Below are 17,700 nucleotides of genomic sequence, written 5' to 3' on the forward strand. Positions count from 1 at the left end.
CATCTTTCCATCTTACCTCCTTTGTTTATTTGGTGCTACAATTTTAACATTCGTGCTACTACTTGTCAAGTAAAATTTTTGTAAAGGATAATAAAACTTTATAAAATATATAAAAAACAAAGGGAGGAAAGATGGCAGGGATATTAAAAGAACTGTATAAGATGAAGAATGCGATAACAAAAAGAATATCAAGTTATGATGTAAATGGTAGAAATCAGGATTCATGGAGGATTGAACCTGGGGAAAGAAAAATACTTGCAGAGATAGATGGTCCTGGATGTATTACACATATATGGATGACACAGGGAGGGGGAACATATCTTTATAGAGAAGTTCTTCTAAAAATCTACTGGGATGGAGAAAAGAATCCGAGTATCAATGTACCTCTTGGTGATTTTTTCTGTTTGGGACACTCTCTCGTTAATTCTTTCTGTAGTTTACCTTTCACTGCTTCTACCAACTCACCCTATACATTTGGTGCTGGCTGTGCCTTAAACTGCTATCTTCAGATGCCATTCAGGAAAAATGTGAAGGTAGAACTTGTCAATGAGGGTAAAAACCCGTATAATCAGTACTTTTATATTGACTATGAACTTTATAAGGAACAGTTTGGAGAGGATGTTGGATATTTACATGCTCAATGGAAAAGGGAAAATCCTACACCTGGATGGGGTCCTGAGATACGGGTAAATACACCAGAAGCAGATATTGTAAATAAAGAAAAGATTGCTTATAACAACAATTATGTGATTCTTGAAGCAGAAGGAAGAGGACACTATATCGGCTGTAATCTTTCTGTAACGAATTTTCATGGGACATGGTGGGGTGAAGGAGATGATATGATATGGGTGGATGGATATAAGTGGCCTCCTGACCTGCATGGAACCGGTAGTGAGGACTATTTTAATCAGGCGTGGGGTATGCAGGACAATGCCTTTCTTTTTAATGGTTCATCTATCTTTGAAGAAAAGACAGTATCAGGGCACGGACTGTATGATGGGAAGATGTGTGGTGGATATCAGACATCCTATGTTTTTCACCTTACCAATCCAGTCCACTTTAAAAAGTCCATAAAGGTAACAATAGAACATGGACATGGAAACCATACAGCCAATGACTATTCATCAACTGCCTACTGGTATCAGATAGAACCCCATAAAAGTTTTGATGTACTGCCAGTGGAAAAGCGGCTTCCTGTGATTCTTGAGTTTAACAATAAAAATTCATTACATACCAGAGGTAGAAAACTTATAATTACTCCGGAGATGGAGAAGATGAAACGAAAAAAGAAGGGTTAACCGATACGGAAAAATTCTCCAATTCTTTTTGCGACAAGACGGGATGATATATAGTATGAAAGTCCTACAATAATCATTCCAATAACTCCAAGTGCAGATGCAACATATGGTCCATCTGTAATCCTTCCAGCAAGTGTATATATCACTTTGGCGATAGGGTAGTGTTGTTCTTTAATGGCAAGTATGATACTGCTGCTTACTTCCATCACTGAGAAGGCGAAGGTAAGGATTGCTCCTGCAAAAAGTCCTGGACTTATAAGTGGAAATGTAATTCTTCTAAATGTTGTAAATGTAGTTGCTCCAAGTGAGTAAGATGCTTCTTCAACTGAATTCCCTAACTGCTGGAATGATGAGTATACACTTCTTACGATATATGGTAGCCGTCTGATACTATAACTTACTACAAGAAGGAGATAAGGGTTGTTCCTCGGGTCAAGAACTGTTCCAGTAAATATCGTAAAATATCCGAAAGACATTACTATTCCAGGGATTGCTAAAGGTAGCATAGTAAGAAAGTCAAGGAGATTTTTTCCTTTTATCTTCGTTCTGGCAAGTAAAAATCCAATAGTAAAACCCAGTATTACATCTAAAAAAGTACTTATCCCACTTAAAAATAAACTATTAAATATCCCTGTTCTGGTAAGATGATGGGTAAAAACCGTATGGTAAAACTCTCCTGTAAATTCTGATGGGAATACAGTAAAGAACCACTTTTTTGAGAGAGAGGTTAAAATGATGCTTATATGGGGAAGCAGACCTGCCCCGAGCAGAAGTAAAAGTATGATATACACAAAAAGTAATTGCTTACCTGAAAGTTTTTTCTCTATAGAAGTTGCTGTTCTTTCTGTTGTGTAGGGGTGTCTTGTAATATATCTTTTGGTTAATCCAAAGAGAAGAAGAGTAATTACTATAACAATAAACACCAACACATATCCCTGTGGATTAAGGTTTATATCTTTAAGTGAATTAAATATCTGGACTGCAAGTAGTTCTCTGTATTCAAAGACAAGTGGTGTTCCGAGGTCTGTAAGTGTCCAGATGAAAATTATAGATGAGGCAGCAAAATATCCAGGAAGAATTAAAGGGAATGTTATTTTCCTGAATGTCTGAAAGAAAGAGGCACCGAGATTGTAGGATGCCTCTTCTACAGAAATATCAAAATTGTTAAGTGCAACAGAGGTATTCAGAAACATTATGGGATAAAGGTGCAGGGTTTCAAGGATAAATATCCCTAAAAGTCCAGACCCCAGCCAAGAGATAGGATGATGTAATATTCCGAGTTTCATAAGAAATATATTTAAACTACCAAACCTTGAAAGAACCTGTGTCATACCAATTGCACCTACAAAGGGACTTGCTATAAGTGGCAAAAAGCATAAAGCCCTTAAAAAACTTTTGCCAGGGAAATTATATCTGACAAATAAGAAGGCAAGAGGAACACCTATAATAGATGTAGAAATCACCACTGCTATACTGAGGATGAAACTGTTAAGAAGAGAATGCATTATTACATAATTTTCTAATGCGGTTGTAAATATCTTAAAACTTATCTTACCTTCAAGGGCAAAACTGTTGATAGATATATATATGAGAGGATACAGAATAAAATAACTGAGAAATACCAGACATAATGTATAAATAAGTTTTATCCTCATTGTTCAGAAAAAATGATAATGTTATCAGGAGCGATAGAAAAAGTAATCTCACAATCTTTTTTTATATTTTTAATCTCTGATGAGAGTACCCTTAAAAAGAGGTTGTTCCCTTTTTTCGTTTTTACTTTTATTTTTGCTGTCTCTCCAGAGTATTCAATATCTTTTACATTACCTGTTATTATATTATTACTTTCAGACGAACTTATTTTTGCATTTTCAGGTCTGAATCCAATCTCTATATCCTTCCCTACAGGCAATATTTTATCTACAGAGAATTTACCTTCATCAGTTATTACTTCTGTATAATTATCTATAACCCTTTCAACCTTCCCTCTGATTATATTTATTTCACCTAAAAATTCTGCTGTAAACCTATTCTTGGGTTGAAAATATAATTCTATTGGAGAACCAATCTCTACAATTTTCCCTTCATTCATTACAGCAATCTTTGTCCCTGTAGATACTGCTTCTTTTCTATCATGTGTGACATAAATCATTGTAATACCTGTTTCCTTTTGTATTCTCTGGATTTCTGTTCTCATCTCATCTTTCAGTTTTGCATCAAGGTTGCTTAAAGGTTCATCAAGGAGCAATACCTCTGGTTCATTTATAATTGCTCTCGCGAGTGCCACTCGTTGTTGCTGTCCTCCTGAAAGTTTTGTAGGGTAGTAATCTTTGAAAGGGACAAGTTTGGTTATCTCAAGGATTCTCTGGACCTTCTCTTGTATTATTCTGTAAGGGTATCTTTTTACCTCAAGTCCGTAAGAGATATTCTTCCATACAGAAAGGTGTGGCCATAGCGCATAATTTTGAAAGACAATACCAATATTCCTTTTTGAAGGCGGGAGTCCTGTAATATCTTTTCCGTTAAGGAATATCTTACCTGAATCAGGGGGGATAAATCCCGCTATAATCCTTAAAAGTGTTGTCTTGCCACAGCCAGAAGGACCGAGAAGGAAGAATATCTCATTTTCTTCTACAGAGAAAGAGACCTCTTTAATTACCTCTAAATTTCCTAACTTTTTTGAAATACCTTTAATTTCAATCTTTGTCATTTTTTCAATTCTATCTGCTGTTTTATTGTTTTGAACTTCTCCCTTGAAAATTTCATCCATTCATTTATATATTGATTACGGAATACAGGATTGTTCCAGTTTTCCCATAGAAATTTCTGGTCTTTTTCCTCCACAGGAATTTCAAAAAATAATTTTTTCAGTGCTTCATCATCCTTTATTATACTCCATATCTTTGTTAATACTGTATGCTGGTCTATTACAAATGCTCCGAGCATATCATTTAAAAGGTTCCATCTTTTTGATGCAAGGGCAAAGTCATATTTAAGAGTACCTTTAAGTGTATATGGATTAAAAATACCTGTATTTTTTACAGCAGGGTTCTCGTATATATCAGGTCTTATGCTGAACCTGTTTAAAGAGTATGTCACAGGTCCTCCTGTGGTTCCTTTCTTCAACATCCATAAGAGTTGTCCTTCATAAGAAAGAAGATAATCAATAAGTCGTTGTGCCACTTTAAGATTAGGAGCGCCTTTCAAAATTCCTATACCGTCAGGGTTTATTACAGTGAGGTTTTCAGGAAGGACAAACCCCATATTTTCAGAACCATTGGTTTCTATCTGAGCGAGAGCATAGGAGTCAATACAGAGAGAAGCAGCCACTTCTCCGAGTGAAGTATTTTTCGCAACAGAAGAGGCACTCGCTGTAAATGTTTTGGTATTGCCTGCAATAGCGAAGATGATTTCCCATCCTTTTTGCCATCCATACGCCTGAAGGATTATCTCATACATCATATGCAAACTTCCACTGTGTCTCGGGTCCCCATTTCCCACCCAACTATAGTATCTTTTATCTGTGAGAGATTCCCAGGAGGAAGGATAGGGAAGGGAAAGATAATCTAAAACCTTTTTGTTATAAAGGATACCAAATCCACTTAAAACAACTCCATACCAGTAGAAGTTCTTATCGTAGTTAGGTATTCCTGCACAGCGGGTAGGTATGTCTCTTAAAATTTCTGGATGCACTTTATATGGTTGTAATAATCCTTTCTCTTTAAGTGTAAGATATGGATTTATTCCACCTCCAAAGAACAGGTCAATACCTATACCTTCAGGGTTTTTCTTAAAAAGGGACTCTACGAACTTCAAGTCATCAGATGTTCCACCCTGGTCAATCCATTCTATCTCTACCTTTTCTCCATAATTCTTAACATACCAGTTATTGAATGCTCTTTCAACTTCAATCCGTACACCTTCCCAGTGTGGAGAGATAATAATAAGTTTTTCATCAGCAGTCCCGAAGGTTACCATCAGGAATGATAGGAAAAATAAAAGATACTTCATAATGTATTTATTATACATGGTATCTTCTCTCTTACAAAAACATACTTGACAAAGTTTAAAATTTATGACATAAGAAAATAAGAAAGGAGGGAAAGAAGATGAAAGGGATAAAAGGATTTACTTTGATAGAGTTGCTTGTAGTGGTGGCAATCATTGCGATTTTAGCAGCAATGTTGCTACCTGCACTTTCTCAGGCAAGGGAAAGGGCAAGAGCGGCAAAGTGTATAAGTAACTTAAAACAGATTGGGGTTGCTTATCTGATGTATTGTGATGACTATGATGGCTGGGGACCGCGCATCAAGGACACGGACCCGGTAGCGGGTTATCATTGGGGATGGTTCTTAGTTAATTATCAATACCTTTCTAACCGAGAATGTTTGCTTTGCCCAAGTGTAGCAGGTAGAAGGAAGTTTATCAATTATAGTGAGACCTATGGTTATTTATTAGATTGGGGAGAAGGGCATCCGTTGGGTTATCCATGCGTCAAAAGGATGAGTAAAACTCCGAGCAATGCCGGAATTATATTTGATTCAGCCAAGAATTCTTTAACAGGTATTATGAATGCATTTGTTTACAGTTATTATAATTCTAGTGACCTATGTCTCGTGGCTAAACGTCATAATGGAATAGCAAATGCTTTATTTTTGGATGGTCATGTGGAGGGATGTAATAGTACCAGGTTAAGAACTTTAGAAAAACAGGTAACTGCCAGTTGGTAATTAAAAGGAAAAGTATATATAGAGTAGATGTTCTTTTAATTATTTCACAAAGATTATCAGTCTAATTTTTTCCTCTTTATTTTCCTTATTTAATCTCTCCCTTACTATTGAGAAAATCCAGTACAGTCCATATTTTATTCCAGTGCAATATATAGAATGGAAAATTTGACATACATAGAATAGATATTATAGATAGGGTAGCAGAAGTAATGAGGTTATAGGATTTCTTCCCATATTATAGAGGTGCTGGTGGGGTTGGAGAGTAAATGAAAGGTCTCATCCTCACCTTTATCCTCTTTCCTCAAAGGAGAGGGAAATGGTTTAAAGTATTATTTATCTCCTTATCTGTATGAGTACTTGACAAAAATTTTTCTGTATGATATAATACAATTAGAAAAATATAACAATAGGAACAAAATGTATATCCCTAAGATAAGAAGAGAAGATAAAAGACCATATTATGTACAGATAGAGAGTGCCTTAAGAGAAGCAATTATAACAGGCAGGATACCTTATGATACAAAACTACCTCCTGTTAGGAGATGGGCATCTCTCATTGGTGTAAACGTTCATACACTGAACAGGGTACTCAACAATCTTGAAAAAGAAGGATTATTAAGTAGAAAGACAAAGATTGGGACATATGTGCGTTATCAAAAAGACAGAAAGATTATTAAAGAGCAGAATAGAAATAAAATACTTGTCATATGCCCTGACGATAAACGGCTTGAGCATCTTTATACTCAGGAAGTTCTTAGAGGAATAGAAGAGGAGGCAGAGATATACAGGTTTAATATAGATATACACTGTGTGAAAGAAAATGCCTACTCAGGATTGAAAGAGATATTAAATGAGAAAAAGCCATATGGGCTCATTATTGATAAAGAGGGACTTCCTGATATTCTATGTATGGAACTACTGGAGGACTTTACAGGTCCGAAAGTAATTATCAATTCCACTTTCCATTTAAATACAGATATCTCTTCCGTAGTGATAAACTATGAATCCAGTGGATTTATTGCCACAGAATACCTTATTAAGAAAGGACATAAGAGGATTGCTATTGTTATAAGGAGTTCAAAGGATATGTGGCAATATAGAAGTGATAGTGCAATGATATCTGGATACAGAACAGCATTAGGAAAATATGGATATCCTGTAAAAAAGGAGTATGAAAAAGATGGTGTTTATTATGATGTAGAAAGGATAAAAAAGGCAACTGAAGAATTAATAACATTAGATAGTCCACCTACAGCAATATTTGCTACAGATGACCTTATTGCATTTAAGATATTCCAGATACTACAGAATAAAAAGATAAGAGTTCCTGATGATATTTCTATTATAGGGTTCCACAACCTTTTATATTCCAGAACGACATCTCCACAGATAACAACAATAAGAACGCCTAATATAGAGTTGGGGAGAAAAGCAGTAGAACTTATTATAAAACACAGAAGAGAACACGTGCTTCTTGAAGGAGAACTTATTGAAAGAGGAAGTGTAAAGGAGGTGAGTGAGGGAAAGGGAAAGATAGAAAACAAAAAGGTAAATGGGCTTCCAACCCAGATGCAGGTAAACACATAGATAAAATTGAAATAAAGGGAGAAAGGAGGAAAATAAGATGGAAAGGAGAAAAGGATTTACATTAATAGAGTTGTTAGTAGTGGTGGCAATTATTGCGATTTTAGCAGCAATGTTGCTACCGGCGCTATCCCAGGCGAGGGAAAGGGCAAGAGCGGCAAAGTGTATAAGTAATTTAAAACAGATTGGGGTTGCTTATTTAATGTACTGTGATGACTATGATGGCTGGGGACCGCTTGTTAATGATAGCGTTACCTGGTATAAACATTGGGGATGGCAGTTAGTTAATAGTAATTACATTAACGGAACTAATAGAGATTGTTTAATTTGTCCCAGTGGACCAAGAAAAAAATTCGTAAATTATGACGAGACCTATGGTTTTTTAACAGCATGGTCATGGGGTCATCCATGCGTCAAAAGGATGAGTAGAACTCCGAGCAATGCTGGAATTATATTTGATTCAGCCAGAGGTTCTTTAACTGGTAGCATGTGCAAATATGTCTACACTGGTTCTAATTCTGGCGATCCAAATCAGGTAGCTAAACGTCATAATGGAATAGCGAATGTTTTATTTTTGGATGGTCATGTAGAAGGATGTAATAGTGAAAGATTAAAAACTCTGGAAAGACCGGTAAGTTATAGTTTTTAATTTTTAATTAAAGAGAGGAAGTGTTATATGAATAAAAAGGGGAGGTATTGGTTTATACTGCTGGCATGTTTTTTCACTATATCAAATTTCTGTTTCGGTGCAGGTTGGTGTGATAAGGATGGTAAACTAATTTTTCTGCGAGGGGTCGGGTTTTCACCCTGGCATAAAACAGAAGGATGGAACCGTTCAGAAGAAACAATCAAACTTGATATAAAGTTTCTGAAAGATGTTCATGCCAATGCATTGAGGGTCTGGGGACCTGCCTCTCCAGAGGGGGTTAAAGCAAATCTTTCTAATGGTTTTTATACTCTCCCAACTGTCCATTGTGAAGGAGGGATGTCAGCGGAATTCTCTAACGGGAGCAAACACAGTATTGCATTCAGTGACCCAGAGACACAGCAGAAGTTTGCACAGCAGTGCGAAGAGTATGCAGAGAAAATAAAGGGTATTCAAGGTGTACCAGCGGTGCTTTTGGGAAATGAATATACAGGTGTTGGGTACAATTCTGCCACCAAGAATTATGAATATGTTGGTTTTGAAGCACCAACACAGGAGAGATTCCGTACATGGCTTGCTAAAAGATTCAAGACGATAGAATCTCTAAATAAATATTGCGGGACAAACTTTAAGGACTTTAAAGAGGTTACGCCATTAGCAACCCGACGGCTCAGATATGAGTTCTGGTTATTCCAGAATAGAAGTTTTGAAGAATTTATTAAAGCTGGCCATGATGCTATAAAAAGAGTGGATTCCGAGAGATTGACCTCTTATGGTAAGTTGATGGGCAATCGCTGGGACCCTTGTACTGAGGATGCACAATTATCCTTTCTGGATTTTCCCGGAGACCAGATTTACTGGCACTGGATAGATGACTGGGCGAAATTCAACAGGTTTGTCAATGACTTTATTGCGACAGGGAAGGGGAAGCCAGTCCTTATAACCGAGACAGGGATATCTACCTTTAATAAAAATGAAGATTATGCAGCCCGATTATTAAAACAGAATATCTGGAATGTATTACTTCATCCTGAAGTTGCAGGTATCTTTGTTTTTGAGTATTGTGATGAGTGGTATAAAGGGTGTAAGCCAGATGAACTGGACCATCAAGAAGATGGATGGGGACTTGTAACTGCTGACAGGATTCCAAAGAAGTCATACTATGTATTAAAAGAGATTTATGAATTCATAGAGAAAATGAACGATTTCTTTGTCAATCGGCAGTCCACACCTGTTGTAGCAGTTTCTAACCAATCTCTGGACTTTCTGGTTGCAGACAAGGGTACAGGGCTACCTCTTGAGATTGATAAGGTACTCTATTCAAAGGGTGTTTCATTCAGGCATATAACCCCTGATGATGTGTATGATTTAAGTCCAGAAAAGACACCTCGGATAATCTTCTGTGATGAATATTTCAACTGCGAGCCCGATGGTTCACGTTCTGCTCTCACTTCTTTTTTAAACTACCTGGAGAAGGGTGGTAAGGTTCTTTATCTGTGTACAAATCCCTGGCAACTTCCATATGGAAAAGCAAATATCCCTGAACCATTGCGTTTTGATACCAGTAAAACAGAACTTACAGAAGTAAACTATGGTAAGGGAACAATCTATTTCCTGCCAAAAGACAAATTCAACTTAAAGGAACTTTCTGACCTTTTATTACAATTTCTTAAGGAAACCGGTGCTCCTGAGGTTCTCAATATACAAAATGTTGAACCGGTAGAAAAACAGTTTGAGGTATTCTGCAGGATGTTTAAGAGTAAGGACAGGCAGATAATTTTAATAGTTAATTCAAGTGATAAAATAATAAACAACTTCCAGATAGATGTGTTAGGAGTAAAATGGGCAAAACTACTTTTTGCAGATGGTGCTACACTCAGTTCCTCACAGCAGGAGAACGTCCTGCATCTGAACTTACAGAATATTGATACATATGCCCTCGTGGAGGTTGGAAACTAGGAATACTGAAAAAATTTACGATGAATAAATGATGATATCTCGGGAGGGGAAACATTATACCACTTTAAAGAAATATCTCTCTTTACACATAAAATAATCCGATTTACCAATACAGTATTTAATAAGCAATGGGTAAACGTTTTGAGTTTGTTAAAAGGGATGATACTATATAAAAAAGAACAGGTATTATTAGATGAAGATGAGTAAACCAGAGAAGATAAACAGAGATATTTTTAGATGGGCAAGGGACTATACTGACATTGTAAGGATAGATGAAGAAACCCAGTTTACAGGGGATAAGGTATATGCAATAACTGTAGAGAAAAGGAATAATCTTCCAAAAAGAAATCTTTTAGTTGCAGTTCCTCATGCCCATGAGCCAGCAGGGACAGTAGCAATTATGGAGTTTCTAAGTGAACTGATTACAGGGAAAGATGCAGAAGGGAATGTATCTCAACTTCCGAGAGAAGAAATCCTGAAGAATATCCGGCTTACCTGTATTCCCATAGGCAATCCGTTTGGCAGGAAGAACTCACCTGTGGAGTTCTGGGATGGAACAAGATTTTCTTTAGAAGAGTTCATTTATATTATGGTTGGTAGATTGATGGGTAATCCTCCACCTAATATAGTTAATGAGTTCTGGCATAACCATCCTGTATTCAACCAGGAGGTGGAAAGATTAGAAGAGATTGGGATTGTATGGGAGAAACTTTCAGAGAAATGGTATGGAGAACCACATTTTTATAAGGGATGTACCTGGTGGAAGCTGGTTGAGAGGATATCTGATGAGTTTCAATACAGTAAAGATGACTTGTTTTTAGAACTTCATCAGACAGAGATGTATCCCGATAAGGACTGTATGGTAATCCACCCGAGAGAGGCATGGATACCTCCTGATGCAATTGCAAGAGCGGATGAGATAGAAGAGAAGATAAACAGAAGATGGAGGGAGGTTGGTGGGAGTCCATATCAGGATAAAGAGTATTACACACGGCTGGTGGAAAGGGATAAGGATTTAAACAATCCTAAAGAAAGGAGGAAGATTTCCATTGACTGGCTTACGATGAAAACAGGGACTCCATGTATTACTATAGAAGTTCAGATGCATAATCCGAATACACCAGCACAGAAACAGATACTACTTGAAAAGGTTGCTATTGAAGTATGTGTAGAACTTTTACTTAAAGGGGGATAGAAAATGGGCTTTAGATGGCTTGTTCCGAAATGTGCAGAGTTTGATAGAGAGGATATAGAAAAGATTGTGGATGCATCAATACGTATTTTAAGAGAAGTGCCGTGGACAATAGATGGAACAGTAGAGTTTATGGAGTACTTGAGAAATTTTGGGTTTCAGATAGAAGGTAATAAAGTAAGGTTCACTCCAGAAGTGATAGAAAAGACATTAGCCAGGATTAAAGAAGAGAAGCAGAAGAATCTTTCCAGAGGTGGAGATAAGTATCCAGTAGCACCGCAGGAAATAAGATATGCAGCATCAGGACAGGCACTATGGGCACATGATATAGAAAAAGATACAATAAGACCTGCAACAAAGGATGACCTGGCTGACTTTTCTCGTGTAGTCAATACCTATCCCGGACTTGATAGAACCCATCCTACCTTTATTCCTACAGATGCACCACTTAAAACGAGGGAATTGCATGCATATATAACGATTATGCTTAATAGTGATAAACCGTATCGTGTCTCCTGTTATTCTCCTGAAATACTGGATTATTTTGTAGAGGCGAACACCATATATTATGGTTCAAGAGAGGAAGGGATTAAAAAATTACTTTTACCCTGTAAGGTCTGGATAAACACACCTTTTATGATATCCAGAGATGGTATAGAAGCGGCGATGAAGTTGAGAGCACTTACAGGTAGAACTCTGGATTATACAGCCATGCCTGTCTGTGGTGTTGCAACCCCTGTTACCTATGATGGCGCTTTAACACTGATAACCGCTGAGGTTATAGGAGTGAATGCCATAGGACTTGCTGTGGATAGTGTTTTACCGCGGTGGATGACAGGAATAATGGGTTTTGATATGAAAGGGGGGATATTTAGAGAATGGAGCCCCCAGACACTAATTTTGAATACTGCTGGTGCTCAGATTTCTTCTTATCTCTTTGGTACATCTCCTTTTGGGATGTCCACCGGAAATCTTTTTTATACCAGCGCTAAAAAACCAGGACTGCAGAGTGCTATGGAAAAAGCATTTGGTATGGCTATAGTATTTGCTTCAGGGGGCAGGAATTTTGGTGCATTAGGGACACTGGCAGACGGGGATGTGGGAAGTATTTTACAGTTGGTTATAGATATGGAACTTATATCAGCAATTAAAGAATTTGTGAAGGGGTTTGATATAAGTGATGAGACAATAGGAGAAGATTTGATTAAAGAGATTTCAGTAAGAGGTGCATATTTCCTTGACTCAATGCATACATTTCAATACTATAGAAGATATGGATGGATTTCAGAACTTATGGATACCCAGTTTCCATCAGCGTGGATAAACAATCCTAAGGAGATGCTGGATAATGCGAGAGAAAAGGCGAGAGAACTCATAAAGAACGCACCTAACAGGTGTCCACTTGATGAGAATAAAAAGAAAGAACTTTTAAATCTTCTTAAGATAGCGGATGAAAAATTAGGAGAAAGATAAGGATTAGAGATGGGAAATATAAGAAAGAGTATAGAGTATATATGTAAACAGATTGGACACAGAGCACCTGGTAGTAAAAATGAATATGAATGTGCAGGATATCTTAAAGAACGATTAGAGAAAATGGGTCTGGATGTATGTATGGAGGAGTTTGATTCACCATCTCATATAGCCACCTCATCCTTTCTTATATCAGTAGAAGACAATAAGAAATTTACATCCTTACCTGTCCAGTTTTCTCCTGTAGGGAAAGTAGAAGGAGAACTTGTATTTTTAGGGAGTGCGGATACTCCTTTACCTGAAACAGAGCAGATAAAAGGTAGGATAGGACTACTTCTATCTGAGACAGATAGATTTACAAGACACAGAACAGTTATCTCACTTGAGGAAAGAGGACTTATAGGACTTGTTGTGGTCTCTTCCCATTTTGGCACAATAGACACAAAAGTAGTTAGGGAGCCAGATATTAAAATGCCTGTAGTAGCAGTAAGTATGGAAGATGGATATGAATTAAAGAGATACGAAGGGAAGAAGTTTATAATGAGTGTTGAAGGGGAGAAAGAAAAAAGGAATAAGTCCCAGAATGTTGTGGTAAAGATAGAAGGAAAGAGTAAGGAATGGTTTGTTATAGGTGCGCACTATGACAGTACTCCATTCATTGAAGGGGCACTGGATAACGCCTCCGGGACTGCAGTGGTATTAGAGGTTGCCCGCATACTCTCACAAAAACGTATGAATAATACAGTTTATATCTTATTTACAGGGAGCAAGGAGTATGGAGGTAATGACTGTACAGGCAGAGGCGCACAGAATTTTTTCAAAAGGCGAACTGCTGAGATAAAACACTGTACTGGATATATTGATGTAGATGGTGTGGGAGATATAACAGGAATACCAACACTTATTATAGACGGAAACGAAAGGTTTAAGAGTTTTGTTAGAGGGATAACATTAAGCCAGAGATATCAGATTAAAAAGAGAGAGTCCCCTGGTGGAGATAATGGAGTTGCATATCAGTACGGCGTTCCGTATATCTGGTTTACAGATGCAATTTTATTTGGAAAAAACTATCTCCATACCACCTATGACAGAGTAGAACTTATTGATTTTGATAAACTTGAAGTTTATGTCAATGATGTTGTTAAAGTTGCTGAAGAGATGGACAGGCAAGGGTGTTTTTTCCCATATTTGGAAGATAGAGGGATTACTATCAGACAGGCACGGTTTAGTGATATACCCTCTATTCTTGAGATTACCCGCCTTGCCTTTGAAGGATACAGTTTAGGAAAGATACAGGAAGAGTTTTATGGAGAGAAATTGGGTGGTAAAGAGTGGTATGAATATAAAAACATGGAGGTTGAAGGATACTTTAAAGGGAATATCTACTGCTGTATAGTTGCAGAGATAGAAGGCAAGATAGTGGGGTATGCGACATATTATAAGGATGGAGAAAGAGGGATTGGTACTATCGGGAACAATGCTGTTCATCCTTCATATCAGGGAAGGGGTATAGGTACACTTTTGCAGAAAGAGATAAAAAGACGGATGGAAGAAGATGGATTTAAAAGGTTCAGTGTTTCAACACTTTCTATTGATATACCAGCACAAAAGATGTATGAGAAGATGGGGTATAAAAAGGTGGTAGATACAATCCACTATATGAAAAAGCAAGATAAAGATGAAAAATAGATAGTGGATAAAAAATTAATGTTTTGGAAGAACTGGTGCAGCAATATAAAGAAGATATAGAAGAGGCAAAGAAGAAGTTTAATGTAGATGTTCAGTTAAATAGTATCATCTGATGGTTTGATAAACCTAAGAGATGACAACTACTTTATAGATTATGGTTTGATATAGGCCCTTCAGCAAAAGGATTATGTTTGGACCCTCCTATAATAATATCTTCTGAGATATCACCGAGGATTGTGTCAATACTTTAAGAAACAAAGGATAGATTAAACTTCAAAGTTATTTAACCAGAAGGACTGAAACAGATATTAGAGTTTGATACAACATTATATGAAAGATGCGGGAAGAACTGGAGGGGATTATATAAAGATGGACCATCTGAAAATAACTTCAGGATATTTGAAGATGAATTAAGAATCAATTGTATACAGGTGGCTGGAATTTTGTTGAGAAGGTGAAGGCAAGGTTGAGAGAGGTATAAAAGATTGCAGGAATGTGTGGTGGCTTTAATATTCGCGATAGGGTAAGAAGACATATGTAGGGACTTCTCCAGAGGTGCTTATAGAACTTGATTTGAGATGCATGGGAACACCTGCATTATAAATAAGGTAGCAGAAGTAAGGATATAGAAATTCCTTCCCATATGAGCGGGGAAAGTAAAGGGGAAGGTCTCACCCTCACCCTGCCCCTCTCCCCTCAAGGGAGAGGAGATAAAGCAATCCTCCCCATATGAGGGGGAGGATACTGGTGCGACGGGTAAGGAGCACCGTATAGCACAGAGGGCGAGATGGTGAGCCCGTTGACTGAAGCCCGTCAGGGCAAGAACAGGTGGAGATAGAGAAGAATGAAAGGTTTCACCCTCCCTCTGGCTCTCTCCCCTCAAGGGCGAGGGGAAAAGAGCAATTCCTCCTCATATGAGGGGGGAGGAATTAGGTGGGGGTGGAAAGTAAAGAAAAGGGTTCACACTCACCTTTGTCCTACCCATTCGAGGTAGAGGATAATAATTTAAACTATTATCTATCTACTCTATTCGTATGATTACAAAATTGAACTTAATCGGTTAACTATTGACAAAAATGGCATCGTAAGTATAATGTTAATATGAAAACAATGCGAGAGATATCAGAAGAGTTAGGGGTTTCTATAGCGACTGTGTCTTATGTATACAACGATAGGTGGAAGGAGAAAAAAATAAGTAGGGAACTAGCTGAAAGGATTAAAAGGAAACTTGAAGAAGAGGAGTATAACCCCAATATCCTTTCTCTCCAGTTTATGACACAAAAAACCCAGAGTATCGGGATTATTCTTGGAGACCTTTCAAGGATTTTTAATCTGAATATCCTCTGCGGAATAGAGAAGGTGTTGAGCAAGGAAGATTATGTGAGTATTGTAGTAAGTTCTGAATTGGGGAAAAAAGAAAAGCAGTATCTTAAAATAATGGAGTCAAGAAGAGTAGACGGTATTATTTTTGCACCTCATAATAACAGGGAGATACAGTTTATTAAAAGATTTTGTAAGAATACATCTTTGGTTTTTGTGGATAATTATCTGCCAGAGATAAATACGAGTTTTGTTGTAAGTGATAACTGGTACGGTGTATATGAAGCAGTGAAATATCTTATTAAAAAGGGAAGAAAGAAAATTGCATATGCTGGTAGTAATAAAGAACTGATAGTACTGAAAGAAAGATTTAAAGGATATAAAGATGCTTTAAGAGATGCTGACTTAAATATAGATAATAAACTTATCTGGAAAGTGTCTGATAGTTCTGAGTATCCTGCTATACTTAATGAGATGTTTTCTAAGATAAACCCGGATGCGATATTTGTTGAAAGTTTACTTTATTTTAAGAAAGGATTCAGATTTTTTTATGAAAAGGGAATTAAAATTCCTGATGATGTACTGATAGCAGGATTTGACCCTGTAGATTTGAGTTTAAGTGAGATGTCAGAAGTGGGTCTTCATCTGGTAGTAAGAGGGACTATTCCTTTTGTTGAGCAGAGAGGAGAGGAGATGGGGAAAAAGGCGGCAGAGATTTTACTCGGAATGTTAAATGGAAAAAAGGAGATACAGCAGATATTTATAAAGCCAGAGTTGAAAAACTTTAAATAACAGAAAGGAGTGAGATGTACGAGAAAGGTAAAGCAATAATTTTTAAGAGACCCCGGGAGGTAGAGGTAAGGGAAATAAAATTTGCAGAAATGGATGATGAAACGATAGTAATAAAGACAAAATACAGCGGGATATCTATAGGGACAGAGATGGCGGTGTATAGAGGTGAGGCAGGCGGAGAAGGTGTATGGTATCCCTGTGTGCCTGGATATGAGGAGGTAGGAGAGGTTGTTTATGTGGGGAAGAATGCGCCTAAAACAAATACAGGAGAGACACTGAAGGTTGGGGATAGGGTGATGGCAAATGAGATAAGGTACTATCCTGACTATATGGCTGCATGGGGAGGTCAGTGTGAATATGCAATAGAGAATCCTAAAACCGCTCCTTTCCCTATGGATAGACCTGCAAAGATTCCAGACAATGTAAGTTATCAAGAGGCAGTAGTGGCATATCTTTCTGCTGTGGCAAAGAAGGGTATAGACAGGGTAAAGGTATATCCGGGAGAAACAGTACTTGTGATAGGGATGGGAGTGATTGGACTTTCTGCTGTTCAACTTGCGAAGTTATATGGTGCTGGGAAGGTAATTGCTACTGATATACTTGATGAGCGGCTAAAACTTGCAAAGAAGTATACTGAGTATCTTGTAAATGGAAGCAATCCAAAGTCAACCAGAGAGATATTTGATATAAATGATGGTAAGCAGGTGGATGTGGTTATAGAATGCAGCGGGGATGTTTCTGCAGTAAATAAACTTTTTGACTATGTAAGACCTGGAGGTAGGGTCCATCTTCAGGGACAGTACAGACAGCCGATAATTATTACAAGATATGCGAGATGGAACTGCAGTGACCTGGCAGTGACTGCAACAATTGCCATCAACCCTGGAGGGAAGGAAGAGATATTAAAACTTATATCAGAAGGGAAGTTTGATGCAAAATCACTTTATACAGAAGAGATGTATGTAGAGGATGCGCCGAAGGCGTATAAGAAACTGGATGAAAACAGAGAGATACTTA

13 protein-coding genes and 2 pseudogenes are annotated in these 17,700 nt (G+C 37.5%); 12 read left to right on the plus strand and 3 right to left on the minus strand.

Annotated features, from left to right (window positions below; translation table 11 throughout):
- Positions 1-131 precede the first annotated feature (131 nt).
- Positions 132-1,298, plus strand: coding sequence for a DUF2961 domain-containing protein (locus N3D17_03990; protein MCX8082538.1), 1,167 nt, complete (start codon positions 132-134; stop codon positions 1,296-1,298).
- Here N3D17_03990 and N3D17_03995 read toward each other — a convergent pair.
- The 3 genes from N3D17_03995 to N3D17_04005 are packed head-to-tail and all read right to left on the minus strand — an operon-like array spanning position 1,295 to position 5,327.
- Complete coding sequence (locus N3D17_03995) at positions 1,295-2,953, minus strand: iron ABC transporter permease (GenBank protein MCX8082539.1); 1,659 nt, start codon at positions 2,951-2,953, stop codon at positions 1,295-1,297. The genes N3D17_03990 and N3D17_03995 overlap by 4 nt on opposite strands.
- Positions 2,950-4,008, minus strand: coding sequence for an ABC transporter ATP-binding protein (locus N3D17_04000; protein ID MCX8082540.1), 1,059 nt, complete (start codon positions 4,006-4,008; stop codon positions 2,950-2,952). The genes N3D17_03995 and N3D17_04000 overlap by 4 nt, the downstream gene beginning before the upstream one ends.
- The gene (locus N3D17_04005; protein MCX8082541.1) at positions 4,005-5,327 is read right to left on the minus strand and encodes an extracellular solute-binding protein; all 1,323 of its coding nucleotides are present in this window, start codon (positions 5,325-5,327) and stop codon (positions 4,005-4,007) included. The genes N3D17_04000 and N3D17_04005 overlap by 4 nt, the downstream gene beginning before the upstream one ends.
- A gap of 80 nt (positions 5,328-5,407) precedes the next feature.
- On the opposite strand from N3D17_04005, the pseudogene N3D17_04010 reads away from it, so the two are divergent.
- From N3D17_04010 to N3D17_04060, 11 genes and pseudogenes are all read left to right on the plus strand, one after another.
- Positions 5,408-5,494 (plus strand): annotated as a pseudogene (locus N3D17_04010) (prepilin-type N-terminal cleavage/methylation domain-containing protein).
- Positions 5,480-6,028 carry a DUF1559 domain-containing protein gene (locus N3D17_04015; protein MCX8082542.1) on the plus strand — a complete coding sequence of 183 codons (549 nt, stop codon included), beginning with the start codon at positions 5,480-5,482 and terminating at the stop codon, positions 6,026-6,028. The pseudogene N3D17_04010 and the gene N3D17_04015 overlap by 15 nt, the downstream one beginning before the upstream one ends.
- Before the next feature lie 417 nt (positions 6,029-6,445).
- Positions 6,446-7,615, plus strand: a complete 1,170-nt coding sequence (locus N3D17_04020; protein ID MCX8082543.1) for a substrate-binding domain-containing protein — start codon at positions 6,446-6,448, stop codon at positions 7,613-7,615.
- Positions 7,616-7,652: 37 nt separating this feature from the next.
- Positions 7,653-7,739: pseudogene (locus tag N3D17_04025) on the plus strand (prepilin-type N-terminal cleavage/methylation domain-containing protein).
- On the plus strand, positions 7,725-8,261 hold the full coding sequence (locus N3D17_04030; GenBank protein MCX8082544.1) for a DUF1559 domain-containing protein: 537 nt from the start codon (positions 7,725-7,727) through the stop codon (positions 8,259-8,261). The pseudogene N3D17_04025 and the gene N3D17_04030 overlap by 15 nt, the downstream one beginning before the upstream one ends.
- Before the next feature lie 27 nt (positions 8,262-8,288).
- Positions 8,289-10,217: a beta-galactosidase gene (locus tag N3D17_04035; GenBank protein ID MCX8082545.1), complete on the plus strand. Its 1,929-nt coding sequence runs from the start codon at positions 8,289-8,291 to the stop codon at positions 10,215-10,217.
- A 193-nt stretch (positions 10,218-10,410) separates the two neighbouring features.
- Positions 10,411-11,412 carry a hypothetical protein gene (locus tag N3D17_04040; GenBank protein ID MCX8082546.1) on the plus strand — a complete coding sequence of 334 codons (1,002 nt, stop codon included), beginning with the start codon at positions 10,411-10,413 and terminating at the stop codon, positions 11,410-11,412.
- A gap of 3 nt (positions 11,413-11,415) precedes the next feature.
- The gene (locus N3D17_04045; protein ID MCX8082547.1) at positions 11,416-12,882 is read left to right on the plus strand and encodes a trimethylamine methyltransferase family protein; all 1,467 of its coding nucleotides are present in this window, start codon (positions 11,416-11,418) and stop codon (positions 12,880-12,882) included.
- A 9-nt stretch (positions 12,883-12,891) separates the two neighbouring features.
- Positions 12,892-14,571 (plus strand): GNAT family N-acetyltransferase, encoded by a 1,680-nt coding sequence (locus tag N3D17_04050; protein MCX8082548.1) that lies wholly within the window; start codon positions 12,892-12,894, stop codon positions 14,569-14,571.
- Between the two features lie 1,101 nt (positions 14,572-15,672).
- On the plus strand, positions 15,673-16,683 hold the full coding sequence (locus N3D17_04055; GenBank protein MCX8082549.1) for a LacI family transcriptional regulator: 1,011 nt from the start codon (positions 15,673-15,675) through the stop codon (positions 16,681-16,683).
- 14 nt (positions 16,684-16,697) lie between these two features.
- Positions 16,698-17,700, plus strand: a 1,003-nt coding sequence (locus tag N3D17_04060) for a zinc-binding dehydrogenase (GenBank protein ID MCX8082550.1), incomplete at its 3' end; no start/stop codon positions are given.

The organism is bacterium (genome assembly GCA_026414725.1).
In the GTDB taxonomy this organism is placed as follows: domain Bacteria; phylum Ratteibacteria; class UBA8468; order B48-G9; family JAFGKM01; genus JAAYXZ01.